The organism is Paenibacillus tritici (genome assembly GCF_018207515.1).
Taxonomy (GTDB): Bacteria; Bacillota; Bacilli; order Paenibacillales; family Paenibacillaceae; genus Paenibacillus_AQ; species Paenibacillus_AQ tritici.
Map to the genome: position 1 here is coordinate 1991082 of NZ_CP073365.1, position 25564 is coordinate 2016645.

The following is a 25564-nucleotide window of genomic DNA, read 5'->3' on the forward strand; positions in this document are numbered from 1 at the left end:
GAAGGATGGCATCCGTTTCTACTTGTATGCCAAATTACTTATGCAGTTCGGTAAAAATATATGAATATTGAAGTGATTTGTAAAAAATGCTAAGAAAAATGAGACTTTGTGCCGATATAAAGGGCAGGTAACGCTTACATACGTCTTCCAATCTAATGGATAGGTAGGGTGATGGTAATGGGGGCTCCGAATCCGGAGAACGAGTTAAACAAACCAAAGGAGAGAAGGATAAAAGTGGCAAAGAACAGTAAAAAGCCAAAGAGTACACAAAAGGCTAAGGCCGGTCAAACAGAAACGTCACAGACAACAGGCAAAACGGCAGAACAGGGAACGTTGAAGAATGTATTGAACGGCTCGTTGCGTCAGGTCAAGAGAGTAAACCCGACGAAGTCCGTGGGGGTGAAGCTGTTCCTGATCTTCTTATCCTCCATTGTGGTGGTGGTGCTATTCCTGGGACTTCTGTCGTACAACAAGGCCAAGAATACGATTAAGGATAGTGTGTCCGAAGCGAACCGGCAGACCATTATTCAGACCTCGGAGAAGCTGGATATTACCTTGAAGCAGTATGAGAGCCTGGCACTTCAGCTGTATTTCGATACACAGATGCAGGCGAATCTGACAGAGCTGTCTTCTGCGAAGAGCAGTTATGATAAGTTTGTGGCTACGGATGCCATCAGCAAGAAGTTGTCCAGCCAGACGACAACGGATTCCAATATCGTGGCCATTTCACTAATTCCAGACGATCCTGAGATGACGATTATCTCCAGCGGAAGCGCCAGCTTCGACGGGGACGGTCTGAGAACCCAGGAATGGTTCAAGACAGTTGTCGCTAATTCAAGCTCTTACGAGCCTTATTATACGGCAGAAGCCAAATCAGCACAGAACTACTGGTTCCCTACGGCGGTTCAAGGCAGTGGCGGCAAGAATCTGGCAATGGTCAGAACGCTCAAGAATCTGGGTTCCAATGCCTCTTATGTTGTCATGCTGGAGCTGAAGAGCAGCCTTCTCGAAGAAGCCTTCAAGAGCGTGAAGCTCGGGGACAATTCACGGATTCAGCTGGTTTCACCGGATGGAACCGTAGTAGCCTCCTCCAAACCGGAAGAGGACGGGCAGGTGTCAGAGCTTCCCTTCATTATGGAGAGCAAGCAGAACAGCAAGAGCCAGGAAGCCGAGGATGCGAACGGCGATGATGTGCTTGCTGTATACAACCCGATGCAGAAGGCAGACTGGAAACTGGCCGGCGTAGTTCCTACCGGAGAACTGGTCAAGTCCGCTACGCCGATTCTCGTTACAACCTTCATCGCTGCGGGTGCTGCAGCCCTGCTCGCTATTCTGGTTGGATTCTGGATGGTACAGATGATTGCCAAGCCGCTCGCACGGCTCAAGGACCTTATGGTGGAAGGAGCCAAGGGGGATCTGAGTGTCCGTACCGAGTATGTCTCGAAGGATGAGATCGGCGATCTGTCCGCTTCGTTCAACCTGATGATGGGGCGGATTACGGAGCTGGTTGCCCAGACTACGGATACTGCCCGGGAAGTACTTGAGACTGCAGGCGAGCTTGGGGACGCATCCCGCAAGACGGCCATATCTGCCAAAGAGATTGCGGCGGCTACGGAAGAGATTGCCGGGGGGGCCGGCAGTCTGGCTCAGGAGGCGGAGCGCGGCAATGAGCTGACTGATCTGATTGCTACGCAGATGCAGAGTGTAATTGCAGCCAATGCCGAGATGGATCAGGCAGCACGCGGAGTCGGGGAAGCCAGCGGACAAGGGGCCGTTCAGCTCGAGGAGCTGCTGCAGCAGACCGGACGTACCGGTGAGATGACCTCTGCACTGGTGGATAGGGTCAATAACCTGAAGGAAACCGTGTATTCCGTGATCAAGGTGCTGGATGTTATGAAGAATATTACGCAGCAGACTAATATCCTGTCTCTCAATGCCACGATTGAAGCCGCAAGAGCAGGCGAAGCCGGCCGCGGCTTCATGGTAGTAGCCGGGGAAGTCCGCCAGCTTGCGGACCAGTCGAAGCAGTCCATTGCACTGGTCGCCGGAATTACAGACAAGATTGTGGCTGAGATGGACGAGACGGTAGCTGTACTGTCGGAAGTAGCCCCGCTGTTCAAAGAGCAGATGGTTTCCGTGAAGAGCACCAGTGAGATCTTCGTGTCCGTGAAGGGGCAAATGGAAGACTTCATCACCAGTCTGGAATCTGTGACAGGCGCAATCGACAGTCTGAACCATTCGCAGGGCGTGCTGTCGGATGCCATGGGTAACGTAAGTGCGGTAGCCCAGCAGTCGTCGGCAACCTCCGAAGAGGTGGCTTCGCTTAGCAGTGAGCAGCAGAATGTTAGTGATCACCTTGTAGCCTTGTCAGGCAAGCTGCAGGGTGCCTCGACACAACTGGAGAGCAAGCTGTCATTGTTCAAGATCTAGAGTGAGATTAGATTTACTGTTGTGAATGCTCCGTATACTAGAGACCGCTTCTTCACCCTCGGTGAAGAGCGGTCTTTTTATGCAGCCGAAACGGTATCATTTGTTGAAAAGTAGGACAAAGCCATTTCTGCTTATTGTACTAACGTTCACTGACCCGTATACTTATTTTGTTATATAAGAAGCACTAATGAAAATAACAAAAAGCAAAAGAAGCGGAGGGGAAATTTGGAACTGTAGGAGCGGTAGCGACCGCCTTTGTCACCGGATTTCCACCGCGAAGAGCGGAATAAATCAAGAAATCTGGGGACAACAGCGGCCGGAAGTCCAAATGTTCACCGCAGTGACGATGAAGCTTCAAGTTCAAATCTTAAGTGCGTCTTATATAGCTAATTGTTATGGATTCAAGAAAAGTTAGCTACAATGAAGATAAGGATTTCACTGAAATTGTTAATTGGAGCTGGAGGTCTTACTATAATATGGCTAAAAAAGTCACTATGCAAAAAATTGCCGACCATCTCGGCGTATCTAAATTTGTTGTGTCCAAGTCCCTTTCGGGTAAAGGCGGTGTTAACGAAACCACCCGGGAGAGGGTGATTCAGGCAGCCTCGCAGCTGGGCTATTTCACGCAGAAGAACGCATACGTCCAGAGTATCAAGCACCCTCAGCAGTCTGCAGACCGTGACCGGAATAGACAATCTGTCCTGGTGCTGATGCCCAATATCCGCGCACAGACCCAGGACTCTCTATACTGGGGGAAGATTGTAGACGGTATCGCGCTGGCTCTCGATCAGGAAGGGCTCGGCATGGTCATTATATCCGAGCATCGTACCGATAATTTCGTAAATATCCTCAATCCTGCCGGCCTGCTTGGATTAATTGGGGTAGGGCAGATCTCAACCTCGCTGCTGCTGGAAGTGCACCGGACCGGTCTGCCTATGATGCTGATTGACCATGAAGACCCGCTGATTCCCAGCGATACGGTATTTGCCAATAATACAGATTCCATGGTCCGGCTCACCAATCATCTGATGGGCATTGGACATACAGAGATGCATTTTATTGGGAATAACCTGTATTCCCGCAGCTTCCGTGACCGCTGGATCGGCTTCCGTAGTGCGCTTGAAGAGAAGGCCATGAAGACACCTGCCGGCGATGACGAGATGCTTCAGCTGGAGGGCCTGGATGACGGTACATTCGATGAGAGCTTCAGGCAATGGATGCGGGGGCGTATCCGGGACAATGCTCTGCCTACCGCCCTGGTCTGTGCCAATGATTCCACTGCGTTAATCGTCTGTGAGGTGCTGAGGGCGGAAGGTCTTAACATTCCGCAGGATATTTCAGTAACGGGCTTCGATAACATTGAGGATGCTACCAGAGGCAACCCTCCGCTGACTACGGTGCATGTCCCCAAAGAAGCGATGGGCCGGGCGGCAGTAGAGAAGCTGCTGAACCGGATTCATAACCCTTCCGCACCTCTGGAAAAAATCCTGATTGCAGCGGATATTGTCCATAGGGATTCGGTGGCGGAGCCGCTCCTATCAACAAAGTCACAGCGGTGAAATAACATTTATCCAAATTAAGTGTGTGATCTTATATTTCAGGACCGCTTTTCCTACAGGGAAAGGCGGTTTTTTTGCCGCTTGGGGTGGGTATAATAGTAGCCATGGTTCTGCAGCACACTAGATGGAGGTATTGCCTTGCACAAGCTGGTTCATAAACGTATATTCTGGGGATGCCTAATCCTGTGTATCATGCTTGCCGGCCTGATAATCAGGCTGGCCTGGGTACAGCTGCTGATGAAGGACAGCCAAGTAAGCGGGACCCGGTACACGATGGCCCAGATGGCCGAAATTCAAAGTGAGCGGGAGACCGTGCTGGACAGCGGTAGAGGGCGGCTGTACGCCAAGAACGGGGAAGCGCTCGCGGGAGAGACCATATGGATGGCTGCGCTGTTCCCGCAGGAGGAGCAATTTCACCTGCATAACGATGCCGGAAGCCACAAGGAAGACAAGCAGCTGCACCGGCTGGCGGAGATTCTTGGCGTCAGCTACAGCCAGCTTCAATCCAGACGCACAGGGCTTAAGGAGCCGCTTCTCTGGCCCTCGGGGCAAGGGGTTGATCCGCTGGCATTGACATTGCCGCAGGCGAGAGAGGTGGAGAAACTGAAGATTGAGGGAGTCAGGGCGCTGCCTTTTGCCCGCAGATATAACGGGTCTGATACAGGCCGTCAGTGGCTTGGTTATCTGTCTGAAGCTTCGGGTGACGCGCTCCGGCAATCGCCCACAGGCCTGAGAATTCCCAGAACAGGCACAGACGGGCTGGAGAAAACGCTGGAACCGCTGCTGCAAGGTGTGGGGCACACGGAGGCAGTAGCCCAGGTCGATGCTCGCGGCAATAGGATTCCGGGCAGTCCGGTCAAAGTTAAGGCACCGGGCAACCCCTATTACCCGCTGTCTTTATATACCACGATTGACTTGAAGCTTCAGGAAGGAATCGAGGAGCTGGCTGCAAAAGCGGGTGTGAAGGAAGGGGCCATTGTTGTATTGGACAGCCAGAGCGGAGATATTGCGGCGATGGTCTCTTTGCCATTCTATAATCCGCAGCAGATCTCCCCGCAAGGGGGAGAATGGAACAATCATGCGCTGCAGGCGGCAGCCCCGGGCTCCATCTTCAAGATTGTAACAGCCGCGGCCGCGCTTGAAGCCGGGGTGACTACCCCGGACGAACCCTTCTTCTGCACAGGCCAGTATGGCAAATATGGTCTGTCCTGCCTGCACGGCAAAGGACACGGCGCCCTCACCATGGAGCAAGGGTTCGCCGTGTCCTGTAATACTGTATTTGCTACGCTGGCCGAGCGGCTGAGCGGGGTGAAGCTCCAGGCTGCTGCCCTGGCCCTGGGGCTGGGCCGGGACATCGGGTGGCAGGCGGAGAATACGCTGGGCCTCCCGCTGCTCCGGCCGCTCGCCGGGGAGCAGCCGGGGACTATCTTCACCACGCTGCTGCCTGATGACGGCGGGGCCAGAGTCCAGACAGCCATCGGCCAGCGCGATGTGAGGATCACGCCGCTGCAGGCGGCGAATCTGGTGGTCACGCTGCTGCATGGCGGCGAAGTCAGAGCGCCGCGTATTCTGCAGCGGGTCGCTTTTGCCAACGGGCAGACGCTTCAGAAGCTTCCCGGGCATCTGGCGCCTGCGCCGGAGGGCCGAATCTCAGCCGACACTGCCCGTGTGCTGCTGGGAATGATGCGCCGCGTGGTGACAGAGGGAACAGGCCGGATGCTTGCGCATTCGGCCTGGCCGGTTGCCGGCAAATCGGGCACTGCCCAGACGCTGGTCAAAGGGAAGGCCCGCAATAATCAATGGTTCATCGGCTACGGTCCGGTAGACCATCCGAGATATGCGGTGTCCGTTGCCGTAGAGAATGTGGCACCGGGCAGTCCGCAGGCCGCGACGCGGCTGTTCGGTCAGGTATTTGAGCTGCTGTCCGAGCTGGAATCGGGGCGGGCAGGTGCCTGATGGTCTGGTCCGGTAGGATCTGTGGCAACATCCCCGCTAACCGGGCCGCCCGCTGTAGAAGTCCCGGACGCCGCGAACGGAGACACGACGAACTCCTCCTGCGGCAGATAGATCCACTGCTGAAGATATCCCTGCTGGATCAGCTCTTTAAGCAGGATGAGCAGAATCGGCGACAGAATAAGTCCGGCTATGCCGAATAAGGAGGAAGACAGAATGACGAAGGAGAGCATCAGGAAGGCGGAGGAGACACCGATCGAATTCCCTGTGATTTTGGGCTCCAGCAGCTGTCTTACGACCATCACCACGACCAGCAGAACAATCAGTCCGATGGCGAGCGAAGAGTTGCCGACAATGAACAGATAGATGATCCAAGGAATCAGAACCGCAGGTACCCCGAGCAGCGGCAGCAGGTCTACGAGTGCGCAGACCAGCGCCAGAGTAAGCACATTTCCTGTCCGCAGAATCAGCAGACCGGCAAGAATGATCACGAAGGTGATGCTGATCAGAATCATCTGGGCTTTGATATAAGAACCGATGGCCTTGAACACATTGCCCTGCAAAAAAGCAAAGGCTGTCTTAAATGTCTTCGGCAGCTTGTCATGGGCGATACGGCGCCAGTCCTTGATCTCCATACTGAGGAAGAAGGCCAGAATGATCGCAATGCCGAAATTAGCCATAAAGGAAGAGAAGGAGCCAAGCACTCCGACCATATATTTAAAGAAGGCCACCATCCACTGGGAGAGAATATTCGTGGCATCCCTGAAATAGCCGTTCAGCTTGTCTGTGAGATTGGCCGGGAGCGCATCCACTTTGTGCTGAAGATAGGTTGTTGTCTCTGTGAAATGCTGCTGGACCACGTATGTATATTTGGGCAGGTTATTCTGGAGGTGGATCGCCTGGGTTGTAATCAGCAGTCCGGCACCAAACAGTGCGCCCAGAAGAATGACCAGGAAGAGAAATACGGAGATCGCGGAGGCAAAAGGCTTGGCTAACCCCTTACGGTTGAGGAAGCGGGCCAGCGGCTCAATCAGCAGAAATACAAAAAAGGACAGGAATACCGGCGCAGCCAGCTGATACAATTTGCTGAAGCCAAGCATCACTAAATATAGCGTGAGAAAAACCAGCCCGATGTCGAAAAAGGTACGCCAATATTTTTTGTACAGCGGCAGCATAGATTTAAACGACTCCTTTTTTAGATCAATTATTTTTAGAGATTTCTTTCATTTCATTGTACACGATTTTAATAAAAAGCGTCTATTTCTTTGACAGCTGTGTTAAAATAGGAGGTAACGTTTTTTTCTTGAAAGTTAAGAGTTCATACAGACGCTTCTACTTACACTCCTACTTGGCCGTATCACATCTATCTGTTTACAGACGTAGGGCGAGCCAAAGTCAACTCTGGAAAAGCGGTGATTTTACATGCAGACTTTGCTGCTCTGGCTATTTTACATCTCTACCTTTTATGCTTTTATTCCTGGAATGATCAGCCGCTTATTTGGTTACCGTGTCTTCCGCAAGGGAATTGGACGCACGGATTACGGACTGACCTTCGATGACGGGCCGGACCCGCATTATACACCGTTACTGCTTGATCTGCTTAAGCGTTACGGGGCGAAGGCGACATTCTTCGTCGTTGGCTCCCACGCGGAGCAGCATCCCGAGATTATTAAGCGAATGCATGATGAAGGGCATTTGATTGGCATTCATAATTATGTGCACAAGACGAATTGGCTGATGCGTCCCGCTACAGTAAGGAAGCAGATTGACCGGACGGGCGACATCATCTTCGGTATTACCGGCGAGCGCAGTACGTATTACCGGCCGCCCTGGGGGATCGTGAACCTGTTTGACATCTCCAAGCGCCGGCAGGTGCAGATTGTGCTGTGGTCGGCCATGTTCGGTGACTGGAAAGAAAAGCTTGGAGCGGAACGGCTCACCGAGAAGCTGATTGCGAAGCTGGGCCCGGGTGAAGTCCTGCTGCTGCATGACTGCGGCACAACGATCGGTGCCGATCCGCATGCGCCGGAGCATATGCTTATTGCACTGGAGCGGATGCTGGAGGAAGCGGACAGACGGGGACTGCGCAGCGTCCGGATTGATGAGATGATTAAGGCGGTGCAGCGCTCCCCCATCACGCGGTTGTCGTTCGGCAAACGGCTGGTCGTCGGATTATGGCTGGCCTGGGAGAAGGCCTTCCAGCTGCTGTTCCGGATTAAGACGATCACTCCGGCAGATCCGTTCCTGCATTACCGCCTGCGTAAGTACCAGGGCAATCCTGTTCAGATGGATAACGGCGAGTCCTTAAGCAAAGGCGACAAGGTCATCGAGCTGCATATCGACAACAGGCAATTGTTCGAGCTGGGCATTCATTCCCGTTCCTCGGCCCAGCTTGCCATCCGCATGATCCGCCGGATGGAGAAGGATCTGCCGGTGCTTGCGGAGCGTATTGCCGGTGATCTAGAGCTGGCCGAGGCCAAGGCGCTCTACGGTGTGAGCTTGCTGAACCGCGGGCCGGAGAAGTTCGGATTCATGGTGCTGGATCTGCCAAGCGGCCTGTTCGCAAGCTCCACCAAATTCTATCTCAGTATTCTGCTCAGCGTCATTCATCCGTCAGGCGGAGCGAGACTTAAAGTCCGCAGTGAGCTGCTGGTACCCAAAATGATGCTGATGCCCGTGTCGCAGCTGCTTGACCAGATGAATCAGCAGCGGCCGCAGAAGCCGGTGAAGCAGCGGGAACGTGTCCGGGAAGAGGAGCACTCCCTTGAAGCTGAGCTTGAACTGCCCGGAGCAACGGTGGTTCATTGAAGCAGTTGCGTAATTAAATGAAATAGCCATAATAAGCTAAGCTTCCATAACCTTTGGGTTATGGAAGCTTTTTTGTTTGTTAGCTTAGAATGATCTGAATTCTCACGATATAATCGCAATTTTATGGGATATTTCTTTCGGCGGGGCCGGGCTATGATTAATTCATACACTGGGCGGTATAAACAGCCGGACCGAAAGGTGATGAGGATGATGGCAGGGCGGTTGCTGCTCCGCCGGGTAAGGCGGATGAACGGTGAAGAAGTGGATTTGGTGGTGGAGAAGGGAAGGATTGCGGAGATTCTGCCCGCAGGTACCGCAGAGGCGGGCGGCTGCCGGGTATGGGAGACCCCGGGAGCCTATGTCTCCAGCGGCTGGATTGATATGCATGTTCATGCTTTTCCCGCTTTTGACCCGTACGGGGATGAGATAGATGAGATAGGCGTGAAGCAAGGGGTGACCACTATTGTGGATGCCGGAAGCTGCGGGGCTGACCGGATTGCTGAGCTTGCAGAATCGGGGCGGAGAGCGGCTACCCGGCTGCTGGCTTTCCTCAATATTTCACATATCGGGCTGCAGCGGATTGATGAGCTGGCCGATATGGAATGGATTAACCGGGCAAGGCTGCTGCTGGCGGTCTCGAAGCACCCGGGATTTATCGTAGGACTGAAGGCGAGGATCAGCCGGAGTGTGGTGAAGGAGAACGGACTTGAGCCGCTGCATGCAGCGGTTCAGCTCTCGGAAGAGACGGGCCTGCCGCTGATGGTACATATCGGCTCGGGCCCTCCGGATATCCGTGAGGTGATTCCGCTTTTGCGCCGGCGGGATATCATCACCCATTATTTGAACGGCAAAAGCAATAACCTGTTTGACGGCGCGGGCCAGCCGCTTGAGGTCTTGAAGGAAGCGGTCTTACGCGGAGTCCATCTGGATGTCGGCCACGGAACAGCCAGCTTTTCCTTTGAAGTGGCGGAAGCCGCAAGGCGCAGCGGTGTCCACCCGGATACGATCAGCAGCGACATCTACCGGGGCAACCGGCTGCGCGGTCCGGTCTTCAGTCTGGCCTATGTGCTGACTAAATTTCTTGCGCTCGGCTATTCTCTTGAGGAAACCGTGGCACGGGTAACGACACAGGCTGCAGACTGGCTTGGCAGACCTGAGCTGGGTGAAATACGCACCGGAGGCGAGGCTAATCTGACGTTATTCCGAGTGAAGGACGAACTGGCGGAATTGGTGGATTCAGAAGGGACGCGGCGGGTAGGCCGGCAAATTATTGAAGCGATGGGAGTGTTCGTTGATGGCAGATTCATTGAATGCGAAATACGGCCTGAAGCGGGTGATTAATGCCAGCGGCCGCATGAGTATCCTAGGGGTATCCGCCCCTACGGATACGGTGATGGATGCGATGAAGCAGGGAGGGCAGCGGTATGTGGAGATTGCCGAACTGGTAGATAAGGCTGGAGACTATGCGGCACGGCATATCGGTTCGGAGGCTGCGGTGATTGTCAATTCAGCTTCCAGCGGAATTGCACTTGCGGTAGCGGCGGTAGTAACACGCGGCGAACTGCGTGCAAGCCTTCGCCTGCATCAGGACAAGCTGTACCGGAATGAGATTATTATGCTGAAGGGGCATAACGTGCAATATGGTGCGCCTGTTGAAACTATGATCTACCTCGGCGGCGGGGCAGTGCTGGAAGCCGGTTATGCCAATGAAGGCCGGGCAGAGCATCTCAGGGATGCTGTGTCGGACCGGACGGCTGCCATTCTGTATGTGAAATCCCATCATGCAGTGCAGAAGAATATGATTTCTGTCGAAGAGGCCTGGGAGGTCGCCCGGGCGGCAGGGCTTCCGCTGATTGTGGATGCCGCAGCGGAAGAGGATCTGCAGAAGTATGTGCAGGTGTCCGATCTGGTTATTTATAGCGGCTCCAAAGCCATTGAAGGACCGACCTCCGGCATTGTCGCGGGCAAGCGGACCTATATCGAATGGCTGAAGGTGCAGCTCCACGGCATCGGACGGAGTATGAAGGTCGGCAAGGAAACGACGTTCGGGCTGCTGCAGGCACTGGATGAGTATGCGGTTAAACAGGACAACAGCAGCCAAGAACAAGCAGCCTTGCAGACGTTGCTGACTCTGAACGAGCTTCCCGGCATACAGGTGTCTGTTGTCCAGGACGAAGCTGGACGGGCGATTTTCCGGGGAAGAGTCCAGGTGGACCCGGCTTTGGCCGGAATTTCTGCACAGGAGCTGTCCGAAGGGCTGCAGCAGGGCGATATCGCGATTTATACCCGTGACTATGGCGTCCGGCAAGGTTATTTCGATATTGATCCGCGTCCGCTCACGGGCGATGACATTCACATCATTGCGGCGAGAATTCGCCAATGGACTGGAGGAGAAGCAGATGTCTAAGATTGCAGAACGGTTCTACAAGGGACGGGTCGCTTTGAATGTGCTGGCCCGGGATATCGGGAACGCCAAAGAGGTGTTCGAGGCGTCCGAGGGGCATGTACTGGTTGGCGTACTCTCGAAGGATTATGCGACTGTTCAGGAAGCGGTAACCGCAATGGAAGCCTATGACCGGGAAATTGACGGCGCAGTCTCCATCGGACTGGGAGCCGGGGATAACCGTCAGGCTGCGGTGGTGGCGGAAATCGCCAGGTACTATAGCGGAAGCCATATCAACCAGGTGTTCCCTGCCGTAGGCATCACCCGCGCAAGTCTGGGCGGGAAGGACAGCTGGATCAACAGTCTGGTCTCTCCGGCAGGGCAGCCCGGCTATGTTAATATCTCCACTGGACCGGTTAGCGCTGCTCAGACGGAGCAGGCAGTTATTCCTGTGAAGGCGGCGATCGCCCTGGTCCGGGATATGGGCGGCAATGCACTGAAGTATTTCCCCATGCAGGGGCTGAGCAGGGAAGCAGAGCTGCGCGCGGTGGCTGAGGCCTGTGCCGAGGAAGGCTTTGCACTGGAGCCGACAGGCGGCATTGACCTGTCCAACTTTGAGGCTATATTGTCCATTGCGCTTAGTGCTGGCGTCCCGCAGGTCATTCCCCATGTCTATACTTCCATTATTGACCAGGATACCGGACTTACGCGGCCTGACAATGTGCAGAAGCTATACCGGATGATGACCCGGCTGGCGGATAGCTATGTCTAAACAGATCGCCGCCTTCGGCGAAGTGATGATGCGGTTGCAGGTACCCGGATATGAGCTGCTGTCACAAGCCAGTACTCTGAACTATTCATTCTCCGGGAGTGGTGTGAACGTATTGTCCGCTCTGACCCGGTACGGGCATCAGGGCAGTCTGGTAACGAGACTGCCCGAGGGTCCGCTGGGCGATGCCGCAATCGCGAGCCTGCGCAAGCTGGGCATTCATTCCGGTTATATTGAGCGCGGCGGGCAATATATCGGCATGTATTTTCTGGAGAACGGGTTCGGGGCAAGGCCCGGCAGAGTGACTTATACGGACCGGGCCGGAAGCAGCTTCAATACAGCTCCGCAGAATACGTATTCCTTCGCCGGGCTTGCCGGCAAAGCGGATGCTGTCCATTTCTGCGGCATTACGCTGGCGATGAATGACGGTGTCAGAACGGCGATGAAAAGCTACGCCGAAGCGGTCAAGCTCAAGGGAGGCCTCGTGGTTTTTGACTGCAATTACCGCCCGTCCCTCTGGAGGGAAGGCGGCTATGAGCTGGCGAGGCCGCATTATGATGAGATGCTTCATCTGGCCGACATTGTGCTCATGAACGAGCAGGATGCCATGTTCATCCTGGGTATGGATGCGGTAAGCGGCGAACGGGAGGGACAGCTTCGTGAGCTTATTCCTGAAGTGGCTGCCCGTTACAGTCTCTGTACGGTTGCCGGAACACACCGGACCATTCATGAGGACAACCGCCACTCCCTGCGCGGATATATCTTCAAGGCAGGCAGCTTCTCATTCTCGGATCATCTGACATTTACAGTCCTGGACAGGGTCGGAGCGGGAGATGCTTATGCCAGCGGGATTATTCACGGCGAGCTGGAGGGCTTTGATCCGCAGCATACGGTTTCGTTCGCTGCTGCTGCCGGAGTGCTGGCACACACCGTAGCGGGAGACTCGCCGATGTCCTCCGAGCAGGATGTCTTTCGGATGCTGATGAATCCCGGCGGCGATGTTCAGCGCTGAGGCTTCTCCCTTAACCGGGATATCAGCGCTATTATTCGGATGATTTCTATACTATGCGGGATATTTTGACGCCCGGGAGCGGGCTATAATGGGGATAATTCAATACAAGTACAGGTTAACCCTGAGGAGGCAGAGCAATGAGAATCAACAGACATCCGGAGAATCCAATCGTGGTGCCGGGCAAATATGACTGGCGGCTGGCGACGGTATTTAATCCGGCAGTGATCAAGGATAACGGGAAATTCTATATGATTGAACGGACCGCAGGCTCGCTGACGCCGTGCAAAAATGTCCTGGGTCTGCTGGAGAGCGAGGACGGTGTCCATTTCACCCATGTGAAGGACGAGCCGGTGGTTACACCCGATATGCTCGGCTTTCCTTACGGCAGTGTACAGGACCCGAGAATAGTGAAAATTGGGGACCTGTTCTACATGAGCTTTGCGCTCCGCCCCTGTGCAATGAATTATTATCCGACCGGAACCGGCATTCCAGAGCGCTCCATACCTGAATATCCCGATGGCTGGGGCGAGGAGGAAGGGCACTGGCTGACACGCTCGATTCTGATGTCCTCCCGCAATCTGACGGATTGGGAGTATGTAAGCACTACAACTCCGCTTGAGATTAACGACCGCAATAATATGCTGTTCCCGGAGACAATAGGCGGCAAATACGCGCTGCTGCGCAGACCGGAGGAGTACATCGGTGAAGCTTACGGAACGGAGCAGGCGGCAATCTGGATCTCGTATTCGGAGGATCTGAAGGAATGGGAAGAACCGAGTCTGCTGGCCAAAGCGGAAAACGCGTGGGAAAGTAAAAAAATCGGGGCGTCCACTCCGCCGATCCGTACCGCTCACGGCTGGCTGCTGCTGTATCACGGTGTGGACAGCGATACGGTGTACCGTCTCGGCGCCATGCTGCTCGATCTGGAGGACCCGTCCAAGGTGATCGCCAGAACGAAGGACTTTATCATGGAGCCGGAGACGTATTATGAGAAATTCGGCTACCAGATTCCCAATGTTATTTTTCCGACCGGCTGTGTGCTCGATGACGGCATTCTGCATATCTACTACGGCGTAACCGATACAGCCATTGCGCTGGCAACGGTTCCGCTCTCCGATATGCTGGAGCATTTGCTGGGGCAGACGGTATTGTAGAAGGATGTTCGCTAACCGCTTGGATATTTTCAAGCGGTTCCTATCCGCTTAATATTGGAAGCGTTTACCCAGAAAAATTCCCGTAAAAGAGGAATTTATATAACGTATAGTGTAATATAATATGACTCACTTTCATGATTTTCAGTGTATTTTTCATATTTCTTGCAAATTCGCTGTAGAATATCGGATATAATCTAACATTTGTGGGATATAGACCGCAGCCCATAGCTTTTATAATTAACGTAACAGCTCAGGTAGTCCTGCAAGAGGGAATCTGAGGTGCGGGAATAGCAGATACTAATAATAGTAGAAAGAGGGTTGATTAGGGTGACAATGAAACAGACCAAAAAAGTAGCTTTGCTTGGGATGGCGGGCGCGCTGGCTTTGTTCACAGCAGCATGCGGCAACAGCAACAACGCGGGTAATACGGGCGGGAGCGGGAATAGCGAAGAGACCATCACCCTGAATATGATGCATCCCTGGACCTCGCCGAATGTGGACAATGAGGTATACAAGGCGCGGATCGCCAAATTTGAGGCGGAGCATCCGAATATTGTAATCAAGCAGGACGGAGTGCCTTCCGCACAATATAAAACCAAGCTGCGGACGCTGGCAGCCGCCAACAATCTGGCGGACATTAATGTCGTATGGCCCGGAGCCGATCTGGAGCCGCTGGTGGAGGGCAGCCTGGTAGAGCCGATTGATAGTCTGATGGATAACTGGAAGTCGATTCTGCCGGAGAGTGCCCTGGCCGGGTTCAATATTGGCGGCAAGCAGTATGCCATTCCGACCAAACAAACCTTCGTAGACATCATTTATTACAACAAAGAGATGTTCGCCCAAGTAGGCTATACAGAGTTTCCTGATACGTACGATAAGTTCATCGACGCAGTTACCAAGCTAAAAGCGGCGGGGATTACACCAATCTCGCTGGGCAACAAGGAGCAATGGCCGCTGCAGTCCTCCTATCTGTCCATTCTCGGGGACCGCTTTACCGGCAGTGACTTCCTCACCAAGGTGGTAAATAAGGAAGCGAAATTCACAGATCCGGAGTTCGTCAAAGCGATTGCGGTTATTGATGAGCTGACTAAGCTGAAGGCCTTCAATACCGATGCCAACAACATGGATTCCGTACAAGGCCAGGATTATTTCATCCAGGGCAAAGCAGCGATGCATATCTCTTCCTCAACAGTAGATGCGAGAATCCGGATCAATAATGACGAAGGCGACAAGTTCGGCATTGCCCTGTTCCCGGGTGTGGAAGGCGGCAAAGGTGATCCGGTGAAGAGCGCGGGTGTGGTGCAGTACGGCATCGCCATTAAGAGCGGGCTGAATGAGAAAACCAAAGCGGCTGCTGAGGAATTCATGAAGTATTTTGTCAGTGAGGACCTGTACAAGGAGCTGATCCGCAACGGGGTAGTAGTTCCGGCCACCGTGGAAATTCCCGGGGATGCCAGCCCGTATCTGAAAGAAATGCTTGAGCTGACCGGCAAAGGCACAGCCCCTGTATTCGACAGCATCATTCCGACACAAGTGGTTGACGTTGTACAGAACGGCATACAGGCGCTCACGATAGGCCGCGGCACACCGGAAGAGGTCGCCAAGGACGCACAGGCAGCTTTTGACCAAATGAACTAGGATGAACAGGGAGAAACGGGGACCGCCGCTTGCAGCATTAGGCGAAGCCGTTTCTCCATTTCATAAGCAGAAGAGGATTCAACTGGAAGGGGGATGCCCTGTGCATACGCTTAAGCAAAATAAACTGGCGATCTTTATCGGATTATTCCCGGCGCTGGTCATCTATCTTGGAATTGCGATCATACCGATCGGCATTTCGCTCTACTACTCGGTGATGGACTGGAACGGGATTGGCAAGATGTCTTTTGTCGGCTTGGACAACTACTCCCGTATTCTTACGGATGATACGTTCTGGCTGTCTGTGCAGAATAATATTGTCATTATGCTGACGGGGCTGGTTGGTCAACTTCCGCTGGGCCTCATCATGGCGATGCTGCTGAACAAAGGGCTGAAGGGCTCAGGCTTTTTCCGTACCGTAGGGTTCATGCCTGTTGTTATCTCGTCCGTTATGGTTTCCTTAATCTGGGGCATGATTTATAACACGGAATACGGGATGCTGAACAGCATGCTGGCCTTCTTCGGACTGGAGAGCTGGCAGCAGAACTGGCTGGGGGACATGAAGTGGTCCATGCTGTCCATCAGTGTGGCGTACATTTGGCAGAACTGTGGGCTGTACATGGTTATTTTCCTTGCTGCTCTGCAGAATATCCCGGATGAAGTTAATGAAGCCGCCGAGCTGGATGGTGCAACAGGCTTCCGCCGCACACTGCATATCACGATTCCTATGCTCCGCAGTACTATTATGGTAGCGGTCGTATACAGCATCAGTAACTCTTTCCGGGTATTTGATTTGATTCAGGTGCTGACCGGCGGCGGTCCGGCACATCAGACAGAAGTCATGACACTCTATATGTACAATAGCGCATTTATGAATTTGCGTTACGGCTATGGCAGCGCGGTATCGATTCTGATTCTGGTGTTCAGTCTGGTCGTGATTTCCATCGTTAACCGGATCGGACGGGAGAAGGACGCCTGATGAAGATGTACAGAAAGGAGGAGAGAAGCTATGAATAAAAAAACACCGTTATTCAAAGTCATGGCCTACACATTTTTGAGTCTGTTCGCTATTATGAATATAATTCCGATATTCTGGATGATCGTGAATTCGTTTAAGGAAGAGCAGGAATATGCGGCGAACCCGTTCTCCTTCCCGACCACGCTGCATTTCTCCAACTACACCAAGGCCTGGGAAATCGCAAATATGAACATTTACTTCTTGAACAGTCTGCTGATTACGTTCGTATCGCTGATTGTGACCGTGCTGCTGGGCTCGCTTGCCGCCTATTTCCTTGCCCGGTTCACCTTCAAGCTCCGCGGCTTCACGTATGCGCTGTTTCTGCTGGGGATGCTGGTGCCGATTCATGCCACATTGATCCCTATCTTCCTGATTATGCAGAAACTGAGTCTGATAGATACGTATTTCTCACTGATTCTGCCATATACGGCCTTTCACCTGTCACTTACGGTGTTCATTCTGGAGGGCTTTATGCGGGGCTTTCCCAAGGATCTGGAGGAGTCGGGGATTATGGACGGAGCGGGTGTATTCCGCATTTTCTGGTCCATTATTCTGCCTATCACCCGCCCGGCTATGGCTACCGTCGTGATACTCAACTTTATTTACAACTGGAATGAATATTTATTCGCGCTAGTACTGATCACCTCCAATTCGCTTAAGACGCTTCCGCTGGGGCTCGCGAACTTCGTCGGCGTGGAGACGGCGAGCTATACGCTGCAGATGTCGGCGCTGACGATTGCACTTGTGCCCATATTGATCTTCTATCTGCTGCTGCAGAAGCAGCTGGTTACCGGAATGACCGCCGGAGCTGTCAAAGGCTAAATGCAGGTCCGCAGTGAGGAGTGAAGCAGCGGCGGTGGAGGAAAAAAGGAGTCTGAGGATGAAAACACGCTGGAGAAAGGCCGGTAATTTCGGCTTGAAACGCAAGGCTATGGTGATATTTCTGCTATTTGTCTTTCTGCCGACCATCGGGGTCGGGGTCATCGTTCAATATAAGTATAACAAGGTGCTCCGCGAGCAGTTCATCAGTGCTACCCGCCGCAACCTTGATAATGTGACCAGCCAGCTTGGCGAGCAGACCAAAATGGTGGAGGATATCGCCGACTACTTCATTCTCAGTCCCGACATGCGGAACTTTCTCCGCAGCTATCCGCCGCTTGAGGCTGAACAAAGGTCTGTATATAAACGTAATATTGAGGATTTCCTGACCTTCCAGTTAATGTCGAGAAGTTATATCCGTTCCATTGAGATCTCCGGGTACAACGGTAATGCTATCGAGATGGGTGAGCCGTTCAGCGGGGATGAAGGCAAGTGGGAGCGTGAGGCGGTAGCCCGCAAAGGCGGGATTCTCTGGACGGAGGGCTATCCGCTGAACAGCTCCTGGAATGGGCAGGTCCGGGTGCTCTCCATGATCCGTGTCCTGAATTCCTTCAGTGAGATTACGAAGCCGCTCGGCATGCTGACCATCCGGCTTGATGAGGCGGAGATCGCCGCTCAGCTTGAAAAAGGTGTGCTGGCAGCAGGTTATGGCAGCGTGTTCGTAATGGGCGGAGCGGGTGATCTGATCCTGGAATCGGTCAACCGTCTGCCGGACGGCTATGTGCCGGACCAGAGCCTGATGCAAAGGCTCACGGCTGGCAGCAGCAAGCTGGCTACCGCTGAAATCGGGGGCAAACGGTACCTGACTATGTATAACCAAATTGACAATTCCGACTGGAAAGTGGTCGTTCTCATCTCCGAAGGGAAGATGGCGGAGGAATTCCGCAGCGTCAAGATCGTGATGTCCATTATCCTGATTGCTATTCTGGTGCTGGCGCTCACTGCGCTCCTTGGATTCCACTATACGATTATCCGTCCGATTCTGCGGCTGAAGATTGAGACGGGGCGTGTGGCCGGCGGTGACTTCAGCGCGAGGGTGCCCGTCAGCTCTCAGGATGAGATTGCTGAACTGGGCAGTAAGTTTAATGAGATGGTCATGACCATCCAGCAGCTGATTGATCATAAATACAAGCTGGAGCTCCGCGAAAGGGAAGCGGAGCTAAGGCTGATGCAGAATCAGATGGACCCTCATTTTCTGTACAATACCCTGGATATGATCCGCTGGACGGCCCGTCTGGAGCAGGCGGAGCAATCCAGTCAGCTGATCGAAATGCTGTCCAGATTCTTTCGCGCCAGCGTCAATAACGGAAGCTATCAGACGACGTTGGGCAAGGAAATGGAATTTGTACAGGCTTATTTGTATTTACAGCAGTACCGGTTGGGGGATAAGCTGTCCTATTCGCTGCACCTGGAGCCGGGTATTGAAGAGGCAGTCACTCTGAAGGCGACCCTCCAGCCGCTGGTGGAGAACTCGGTCAAGCACGCTATGGACAGGAGCAAGGCTGTTCATACGATTGAAGTGAAGGCTTATACGGCTGAAGATGAAATACGAATTGATGTGACCGACAATGGAACAGGCATGACTCCGGACCGGGTGCGGGAGATCGCAGCTACCCTGGATCGCAGGCCTTCCATGCGCGTCAGCGGCCATGAAGGGGCGCTGCGCAATATTCATGAACGGCTGTCTATTTTTTTCGGACAGGATTACGGGCTGCGGATTATCCATACATCGGGTGAAGGTACACGTATCCGTGTCACACTCCCGCTGCGGCAGGCCGGAAGCGAGGGGGGAGAAGATCATGGGCAATAACGGACGAACAGACACCAAAGGGCTTAAAATGCTGATTGTTGATGATGAACCGGTCATTTGCAAAGGACTTCGCCTGACCATCGACTGGGCTGCGCTGGGAATAGAGGTCATCGGCGAAGCTTACGACGGTGAGGAAGCGCTGCAGATTATGGGGGAGCATGAGGTGGATTTCGTACTCTCGGACATCCGGATGGATGGCATGGATGGTCTCCAGCTTGCTGAGCAGGTGGGACGGCGTTATCCCGGGGTCCGCATGATAATTATCAGCGGCTATGAAGATTTCGATTATGCACGCCAGGCGATCCGGCTCGGGGTGAACGACTATTTGTTGAAGCCGGTTAATATAGACGAGCTTACCGGGGTAGTGGGCAAGCTGGCAGAAGATATCCGGCAGCAGAAGCAGGAGGGCGGCAGAGATGAAGTGAAGCTCTGGCTGACCAACATGGCCCGGCAAGGGATGGCGTACCGCAAGGCTGCCCCCTCTTCACTTCAGGGAGCACAGTTCAGAATTCTTGCCACGCAGCTGAGCTGCTTCCACGGGCGTTATTCGGAGCTTGGGCAAGAGGAGTATGAGCAGCTTCAGGAGCAGTGGATAGGCTGCCTTCAGGGGCAGCTGGCATTACCCGGCCTGAAGCTTGTCTCTATCTTCGCTCATGAGAATCTGCTGATTACATTGGCGGCGGCAGACCACCGGCTGGAGCCGCAGGAATGGCGTGAATGGCTGGACGGCTTCGTTCCCGGGCTTATCCCCGGGGCGGAGCTGCACTGCGGAGCATCGCAGACTTATGACGATGCCGCAGAGACGTCGGACCGATGTGCGGAAGCCGCGGGGCTGCTGCGCTATGCTGTACTGGATAACTCTGCTGTGCTTGAGGAAGATATTGTCCGGCAGTGGAGCGGTACAAGAGAGCCTGCGGCATTGGATATTGCCGGTACGGTGCAGAATCTGGTAGCGGCTCTATTCAAGCAGGATGCCGGCGAGACCGGGGAGCTGGTATCGGAGATGCTGAGATTTTTCAAGCGTGAATCGTATTTGCTGCATGAGATTGTGACTGTGTATGAGGAGCTGTTCGCTCTGCTGCGCCAGCGGCTGCGCAAGAGCGGAATTACCGGTATGGATTATGGCCGCCAGTCACCGGACCTCTACCTGTTCAATTCTTACGATGCTCTCCAGGAGCTGATCCAGAAGGACATGGGCGACCTGCTGGAGCTGATTGAACAGAATGGCACAGACCGCTCCTACTGGATCGTTGAGAAGGCCAAGCGTTACATTGAAGCGCAATACCGTACGGATCTGAAGGCATCCGAGGTCGCGGCCTGGCTGAAGATTACGCCCAGTTATTTCAGCTATATTTTCAAGCAGAGCACAGGAAAGGGGTTCACGGAATACATGAACGAGCTGCGGATCGAGCAGGCTAAGGCACTGCTTGCGGCTACACATGATAAGATATTCGAAATTGCCGACAAGGTGGGCTACAAGGAATACAAATATTTCGTGACGGTGTTCAAGTCCTATACGGGCATGACCCCCAAGGAATACCGGGGCTTGCGGGCGAGCAAGGACTTGTAAGGTTAGGCGGGACAAGGCAGTTAGATAAGAAGCACTAGAGAAATAAACAAAAAGCAAAAGAAGCGGAGGGGAAATTTGGAACTGTAGGAGCGGTAGCGACCGCCTGAAAGCTTTCCGCAGGAAAGCTCGCTTCGGAAGCATCAGCAGTCACCGGATTTCCACCGCGAAGAGCGGAATAAATCAAGAAATCTGGGGACAACAGCGGCCGGAAGTCCAAATGTTCACCGCAGTGACGATGAAGCTTCAAGTTCAAATCTTAAGTGCGTGTTAAATAGATGACTTTGGGCAAGCGGGGGGAGCAAGACGATGGAAATATATAAGCAACCTTCCTGCAGTGTGGAGGAACGGGTTCAGGATCTTCTGTCCCGCATGACACTGCGTGAAAAGACGGGCCAATTGAACCAGCGGATGTATGGCTGGGATGCCTATGCCTGGGAGAACGGGGAGCTTGTGCTTACCGAGGCCTTCCGCCGGGAAGTGGCTGCAGGCGCAGGCATGGGGGCATTGTATGGATTATTCCGCAGTGACCCGTGGTCCGGCGTGGATTACAGCAACGGAATTACAGCCGCCGCCAGCGCGGCTGCTGCGAACAAGGTGCAGCGCTACGTGCTGGAGCATACCCGGCTGGGCATTCCTGTGCTGCTTAGTGAGGAATGCCCGCATGGGCATCAGGCACTGGACGGAACACTGCTGCCCGTGAATCTGGCTGCCGGAGCAACCTGGAATCCGCAGCTGATGGAACAGGCTTACAGCCGGGTAGCGCTGGAGCTGCGGAGCCGGGGGGCTCACCTCGGGCTGCTGTCCGCCCTGGATATTCTGCAAGATCCGCGCTGGGGCCGTTCCGAGGAATGCTACAGCGAGGACCCGTTCCTGGCGGCTGCCTTCACGGCAGCGGCTGTGCGCGGAATGCAGGGAACAAGGCCGGAAGAGCTGGATTCACCTGACAAGGTTGCAGTGATTCTCAAGCATCTGTGCGCTCAGGGAGCCGCGCAGGGCGGGAGGAATGCCGGGCCGGCCGCAATCGGTGAACGTGAGCTGCGCGAGATTCATCTGCCGGCCGCGCAGGCAGGTGCAGCGGCAGGTGCGGCCGGATTCATGGCAGCCTACAATGAAATCGACGGCATTCCCTGCCATGCGAATGAGGCGCTGCTGAGCGGTATTCTACGCGGGGAATGGGATTTCGGCGGGATCGTTATGGCTGACGGTCAGGCGGTTGACCGTCTGATAGCGCTGACCGGCAGTTATGAAGGCGCAGCAGCGCTGGCCTTATCCGCCGGCGTTGACCTCAGCCTGTGGGACAAAGCGTTCAGCACGCTTGAGGAGGCAGTGAACCGGGGCCTTGTCCGCGAGGCTGATATTGACCGTGCAGTATCCCGTGTGCTGGCGCTGAAATTCCGGCTCGGCTTGTTTGAACGCCCCTATACGGATGAGCAGCTGGCGCTTTCTGTAGTTGGTCATGCAGATACCCGCAGGCTAAACCTGCAGGTGGCACGGGAATCGGCCGTTCTGCTGAAGAACGAAGATGCTTTGCTTCCGCTCTCCGGCAAGCTCCGGCGGATTGCGGTTATCGGTCCGAATGCGGATCGGCTGTACAATCAGCTCGGCGATTATACCAGCATCCAGCGGGAGGGAAGCGGTACGACCGTACTCCAGGGCATCCGGCAATGTGCCCCCGCCGGTGTTGAGGTTGTACATGCTCTGGGCTGCGGCATCCGCGAATCTTCCACAGCCGGTCTGAGCGAAGCGGTGGAGCTGGCACAGCGTGCGGATGTTGCTGTATTGGTGCTGGGAGGCAGCAGTGCACGGCAGTTCGGCGGCGACTTCGAGGCCAACGGTGCCGCAATTATCAGTGAAGGCAGTCCATCCGAAATGGACTGTGGAGAAGGCGTGGATCTGGCTGACCTGCGGCTCGGCGGCATCCAGCTGCAGCTTGCAGAAGCAGTGGCTGCCACCGGTACACCGGTGGTCGCAGTTGTGATCCAAGGCCGTCCGCATGCACTGGACGAACTGGAGCCGCTAGCCGGTGCGCTTCTCTGCGCGGCATATCCCGGGTCGGAAGGCGGACAGGCCATCGCTGAAATGGTGTTCGGCCTCGTGAATCCCAGCGGCAAGCTGCCGGTGTCTCTTCCGCGTTCCTCCGGGCAGCTGCCGGTATATTACAACCAGAAGGACCCGGGCCGTCCCCGGGTATATGTGGATATGCCGTCTGCCCCGCTGTATGCCTTCGGACACGGGCTCAGCTACACCAGTTTTGAATACGGCAGTGTCTCTTTATCCGCTGACTCCATCTCAACAGCTGATCTGGGTACCGGCAGCCGGGTAGCTGTCAGTATCAAGGTGAAGAATACCGGCGCTATCTCAGGTATGGAGACCGTTCAGCTGTACATCCGTGCCCGGGAGTCGGGGATCACCCGCCGGATTGCAGAACTGAAGGGCTTCAGCAAAATCTCTCTGCAGCCGGGAGAAGAGCAGACCGTAACCTTCCATCTGGGCGTGGAAGAGCTGGGGATATGGAATACTTCAATGAAGTTTGCGCCTGTCCCCTGCCGGGTTACGGTGATGGCTGGAGGGAGCCTTGCCGGCGCCCGGACAGTGGAGCTTGAGATTACGGACGGACTTGGTACCGGAGTATAATCAACGAACAAAAAAAGAGCAGCGGTTCTCCAGTCAACGGAGAATCGCTGCTCTATTGTGTTATATCCGGTCGCTGCGGCTAACTATTAGATCTTCAGCACGCCGCCTTTGCTTGCATTGGTAACCAGCTTGGAGTAACGGGCGAGGTACCCGGTCTTCACCTTCGGTTCGAATTCCTTCCAGCCGCTGCGGCGGACAGCCAGCACTTCTTCTTCAACCAGCAGCTCGATCTTGCGGTTGATCAGATCCAGCTCGATGATGTCGCCATCCTCGACAAAAGCAATCGGTCCGCCCTCAGCCGCTTCCGGCGAGATGTGGCCGATGCTGATGCCGCGGGACGCACCGGAGAACCGGCCGTCAGTGATCAGGCCGACCTTGGCGCCAAGACCCATACCGACGATCTGCGAAGTCGGAGCCAGCATTTCCGGCATACCCGGTCCACCCTTCGGACCTTCATACCGGATCACAACGACATGGCCTTCTTTGACCTTGCCGTTCGCGATTCCTTCCAGCGCCTGCTCCTGGGAGTCGAAGCAGATGGCAGGTCCTTTGTGGTAGCCGCCAACGGAAGCGTCTACGGCACCAACCTTGATGATGGAACCTTCAGGAGCCAGATTGCCGTAGAGTACAGCCAATCCGCCTACTGGGGAATAAGGGTTGTCTATTGTATGAATAACTGACGTATCCTGAATCTCATGACCGGTGACATTCTCGGCCAGAGTCTTGCCGGTTACGGTCATGCAGTCGCCGAAGATGGCGCCCGGCTTCTTCAGCAGCTCGTTCAGCACGGCGCTGACGCCGCCTGCCCGGTCCACATCCTCGATGAAGATATCGGAGGCTGGAGCCAGCTTGGCCAAGTAAGGCACGCGGTTGGCTACTTCATTGATGCGCTCCAGCGGATAGTCGATTTCAGCTTCTTGAGCCAGGGCCAGGGTATGCAGCACCGTGTTGGTGGAGCCGCCCATAGCCATATCCAGTGCAAAGGCATTATCCAGCGATTCATGGGTTACGATATCACGCGGTTTCAGATCCAGCTTGATCAGCTCCATGAGCTGGGTAGCTGATTTGCGGACGAAATCTCTGCGTTCTTCTGCTACAGCCAGAATGGTGCCGTTGCCCGGAAGTGCCAGGCCCATAGCTTCGGCCAGACAGTTCATGGAGTTGGCAGTGAACATACCGGAGCATGATCCGCAGGTTGGACAGCCGAATTGTTCCAGTTCAAGCAATTCAGCGTCATTGATCTTGCCGACCTGATGGGCACCTACGCCTTCAAACACGGAAGTCAGGGAGAGCTTCTTGCCTTTGCTGTCTACGCCGGCCTTCATCGGCCCGCCGCTGACGAAGATGGTCGGGATGTTGACGCGCAGTGCGCCCATCATCATGCCCGGGGTGATTTTATCACAGTTAGGGATACATACCATTCCATCGAACCAGTGAGCGGAGACCATCGTTTCCACAGAATCAGCAATAATCTCGCGGCTTGGGAGTGAATAGCGCATTCCGATATGTCCCATGGCAATACCGTCATCTACGCCGATGGTATTGAATTCGAACGGAACCCCGCCGGCTTCACGGATCGCTTCCTTCACGATTTTGCCGAATTCCTGAAGATGCACATGACCCGGTACAATGTCGAGATAGGAATTGCAGACCGCGATGAACGGCTTGCCGAAATCCTCTTCCTTAACACCTGCGGCCCGCAGAAGGCTGCGGTGCGGAGCGCGGTCAAAGCCTTTTTTGATCATGTCTGAGCGCATTTTTTTGTTTGCCATGATGACATTTCCCCTTAAAAGTATTGGTGAAGCAAATATAGTGCCGCATTAACGCAATGCAATCCGGGAATTCACGTGTCTGCGGTGATTGGTTAAGAACGTTAATAGAGAGTCTATCACAAAAAGTCTCTTTTTTCTACCGGACAATGTGAAGTTTGTCGCAGTCCCGGGGCGGCGG

The 25564-nt window shown here is 54.3% G+C and carries 17 protein-coding genes; 15 read left to right on the top strand and 2 right to left on the bottom strand.

What is annotated here, in order from left to right:
- Nucleotides 1-234: 234 nt before the first annotated feature.
- From KDC22_RS08420 to KDC22_RS08430, 3 genes are all read left to right on the top strand, one after another.
- On the top strand, nucleotides 235-2430 hold the full coding sequence (locus KDC22_RS08420) for a methyl-accepting chemotaxis protein (RefSeq protein ID WP_246553400.1): 2196 nt from the start codon (nucleotides 235-237) through the stop codon (nucleotides 2428-2430).
- A gap of 476 nt (nucleotides 2431-2906) precedes the next feature.
- On the top strand, nucleotides 2907-3989 hold the full coding sequence (locus KDC22_RS08425) for a LacI family DNA-binding transcriptional regulator (protein ID WP_211722711.1): 1083 nt from the start codon (nucleotides 2907-2909) through the stop codon (nucleotides 3987-3989).
- A 192-nt stretch (nucleotides 3990-4181) separates the two neighbouring features.
- Nucleotides 4182-5945, top strand: a complete 1764-nt coding sequence (locus KDC22_RS08430) for a peptidoglycan D,D-transpeptidase FtsI family protein (protein WP_246553402.1) — start codon at nucleotides 4182-4184, stop codon at nucleotides 5943-5945.
- Here KDC22_RS08430 and KDC22_RS08435 read toward each other — a convergent pair.
- A complete protein-coding gene (locus KDC22_RS08435; protein ID WP_211722713.1) occupies nucleotides 5894-7117 on the bottom strand; it encodes an AI-2E family transporter in 1224 nt (407 codons plus the stop codon). The genes KDC22_RS08430 and KDC22_RS08435 overlap by 52 nt on opposite strands.
- 247 nt (nucleotides 7118-7364) lie before the next feature.
- Here KDC22_RS08435 and KDC22_RS08440 point away from each other — a divergent pair, with 247 nt between their 5' ends.
- The 12 genes from KDC22_RS08440 to KDC22_RS08495 all read left to right on the top strand — a co-directional run bounded on the left by KDC22_RS08440 (nucleotide 7365) and on the right by KDC22_RS08495 (nucleotide 23614).
- The gene (locus KDC22_RS08440) at nucleotides 7365-8750 is read left to right on the top strand and encodes a polysaccharide deacetylase family protein (RefSeq protein WP_211722714.1); all 1386 of its coding nucleotides are present in this window, start codon (nucleotides 7365-7367) and stop codon (nucleotides 8748-8750) included.
- Between the two features lie 210 nt (nucleotides 8751-8960).
- Complete coding sequence (locus KDC22_RS08445) at nucleotides 8961-10091, top strand: amidohydrolase/deacetylase family metallohydrolase (RefSeq protein ID WP_211723950.1); 1131 nt, start codon at nucleotides 8961-8963, stop codon at nucleotides 10089-10091.
- A complete protein-coding gene (locus tag KDC22_RS08450; RefSeq protein ID WP_211722715.1) occupies nucleotides 10045-11157 on the top strand; it encodes a DgaE family pyridoxal phosphate-dependent ammonia lyase in 1113 nt (370 codons plus the stop codon). Before KDC22_RS08445 ends, KDC22_RS08450 begins: the two co-directional genes overlap by 47 nt.
- Nucleotides 11150-11905, top strand: coding sequence for a 2-dehydro-3-deoxy-phosphogluconate aldolase (gene dagF, locus KDC22_RS08455; protein ID WP_211722716.1), 756 nt, complete (start codon nucleotides 11150-11152; stop codon nucleotides 11903-11905). Before KDC22_RS08450 ends, dagF begins: the two co-directional genes overlap by 8 nt.
- On the top strand, nucleotides 11898-12914 hold the full coding sequence (locus tag KDC22_RS08460; RefSeq protein ID WP_211722717.1) for a sugar kinase: 1017 nt from the start codon (nucleotides 11898-11900) through the stop codon (nucleotides 12912-12914). The genes dagF and KDC22_RS08460 overlap by 8 nt, the downstream gene beginning before the upstream one ends.
- 137 nt (nucleotides 12915-13051) lie before the next feature.
- Nucleotides 13052-14068: a glycoside hydrolase family 130 protein gene (locus tag KDC22_RS08465; RefSeq protein WP_211722718.1), complete on the top strand. Its 1017-nt coding sequence runs from the start codon at nucleotides 13052-13054 to the stop codon at nucleotides 14066-14068.
- A 333-nt stretch (nucleotides 14069-14401) separates the two neighbouring features.
- Nucleotides 14402-15706 carry an extracellular solute-binding protein gene (locus KDC22_RS08470; protein ID WP_173138235.1) on the top strand — a complete coding sequence of 435 codons (1305 nt, stop codon included), beginning with the start codon at nucleotides 14402-14404 and terminating at the stop codon, nucleotides 15704-15706.
- A 100-nt stretch (nucleotides 15707-15806) separates the two neighbouring features.
- Complete coding sequence (locus KDC22_RS08475) at nucleotides 15807-16682, top strand: carbohydrate ABC transporter permease (protein ID WP_173138158.1); 876 nt, start codon at nucleotides 15807-15809, stop codon at nucleotides 16680-16682.
- Between the two features lie 30 nt (nucleotides 16683-16712).
- The gene (locus KDC22_RS08480; RefSeq protein WP_173138156.1) at nucleotides 16713-17543 is read left to right on the top strand and encodes a carbohydrate ABC transporter permease; all 831 of its coding nucleotides are present in this window, start codon (nucleotides 16713-16715) and stop codon (nucleotides 17541-17543) included.
- A 58-nt stretch (nucleotides 17544-17601) separates the two neighbouring features.
- The gene (locus tag KDC22_RS08485; RefSeq protein ID WP_211722719.1) at nucleotides 17602-19410 is read left to right on the top strand and encodes a cache domain-containing sensor histidine kinase; all 1809 of its coding nucleotides are present in this window, start codon (nucleotides 17602-17604) and stop codon (nucleotides 19408-19410) included.
- Entirely contained in the window at nucleotides 19400-20980 is a 1581-nt protein-coding gene (locus KDC22_RS08490; RefSeq protein WP_173138152.1) for a response regulator transcription factor, read from the top strand. The genes KDC22_RS08485 and KDC22_RS08490 overlap by 11 nt, the downstream gene beginning before the upstream one ends.
- Before the next feature lie 306 nt (nucleotides 20981-21286).
- Complete coding sequence (locus tag KDC22_RS08495; protein ID WP_211722720.1) at nucleotides 21287-23614, top strand: glycoside hydrolase family 3 N-terminal domain-containing protein; 2328 nt, start codon at nucleotides 21287-21289, stop codon at nucleotides 23612-23614.
- A gap of 86 nt (nucleotides 23615-23700) precedes the next feature.
- On the opposite strand, the gene ilvD is transcribed toward KDC22_RS08495, so the two are convergent.
- Nucleotides 23701-25386, bottom strand: coding sequence for a dihydroxy-acid dehydratase (ilvD, locus tag KDC22_RS08500; protein WP_173138148.1), 1686 nt, complete (start codon nucleotides 25384-25386; stop codon nucleotides 23701-23703).
- Between the last annotated feature and the right edge of the window lie 178 nt (nucleotides 25387-25564).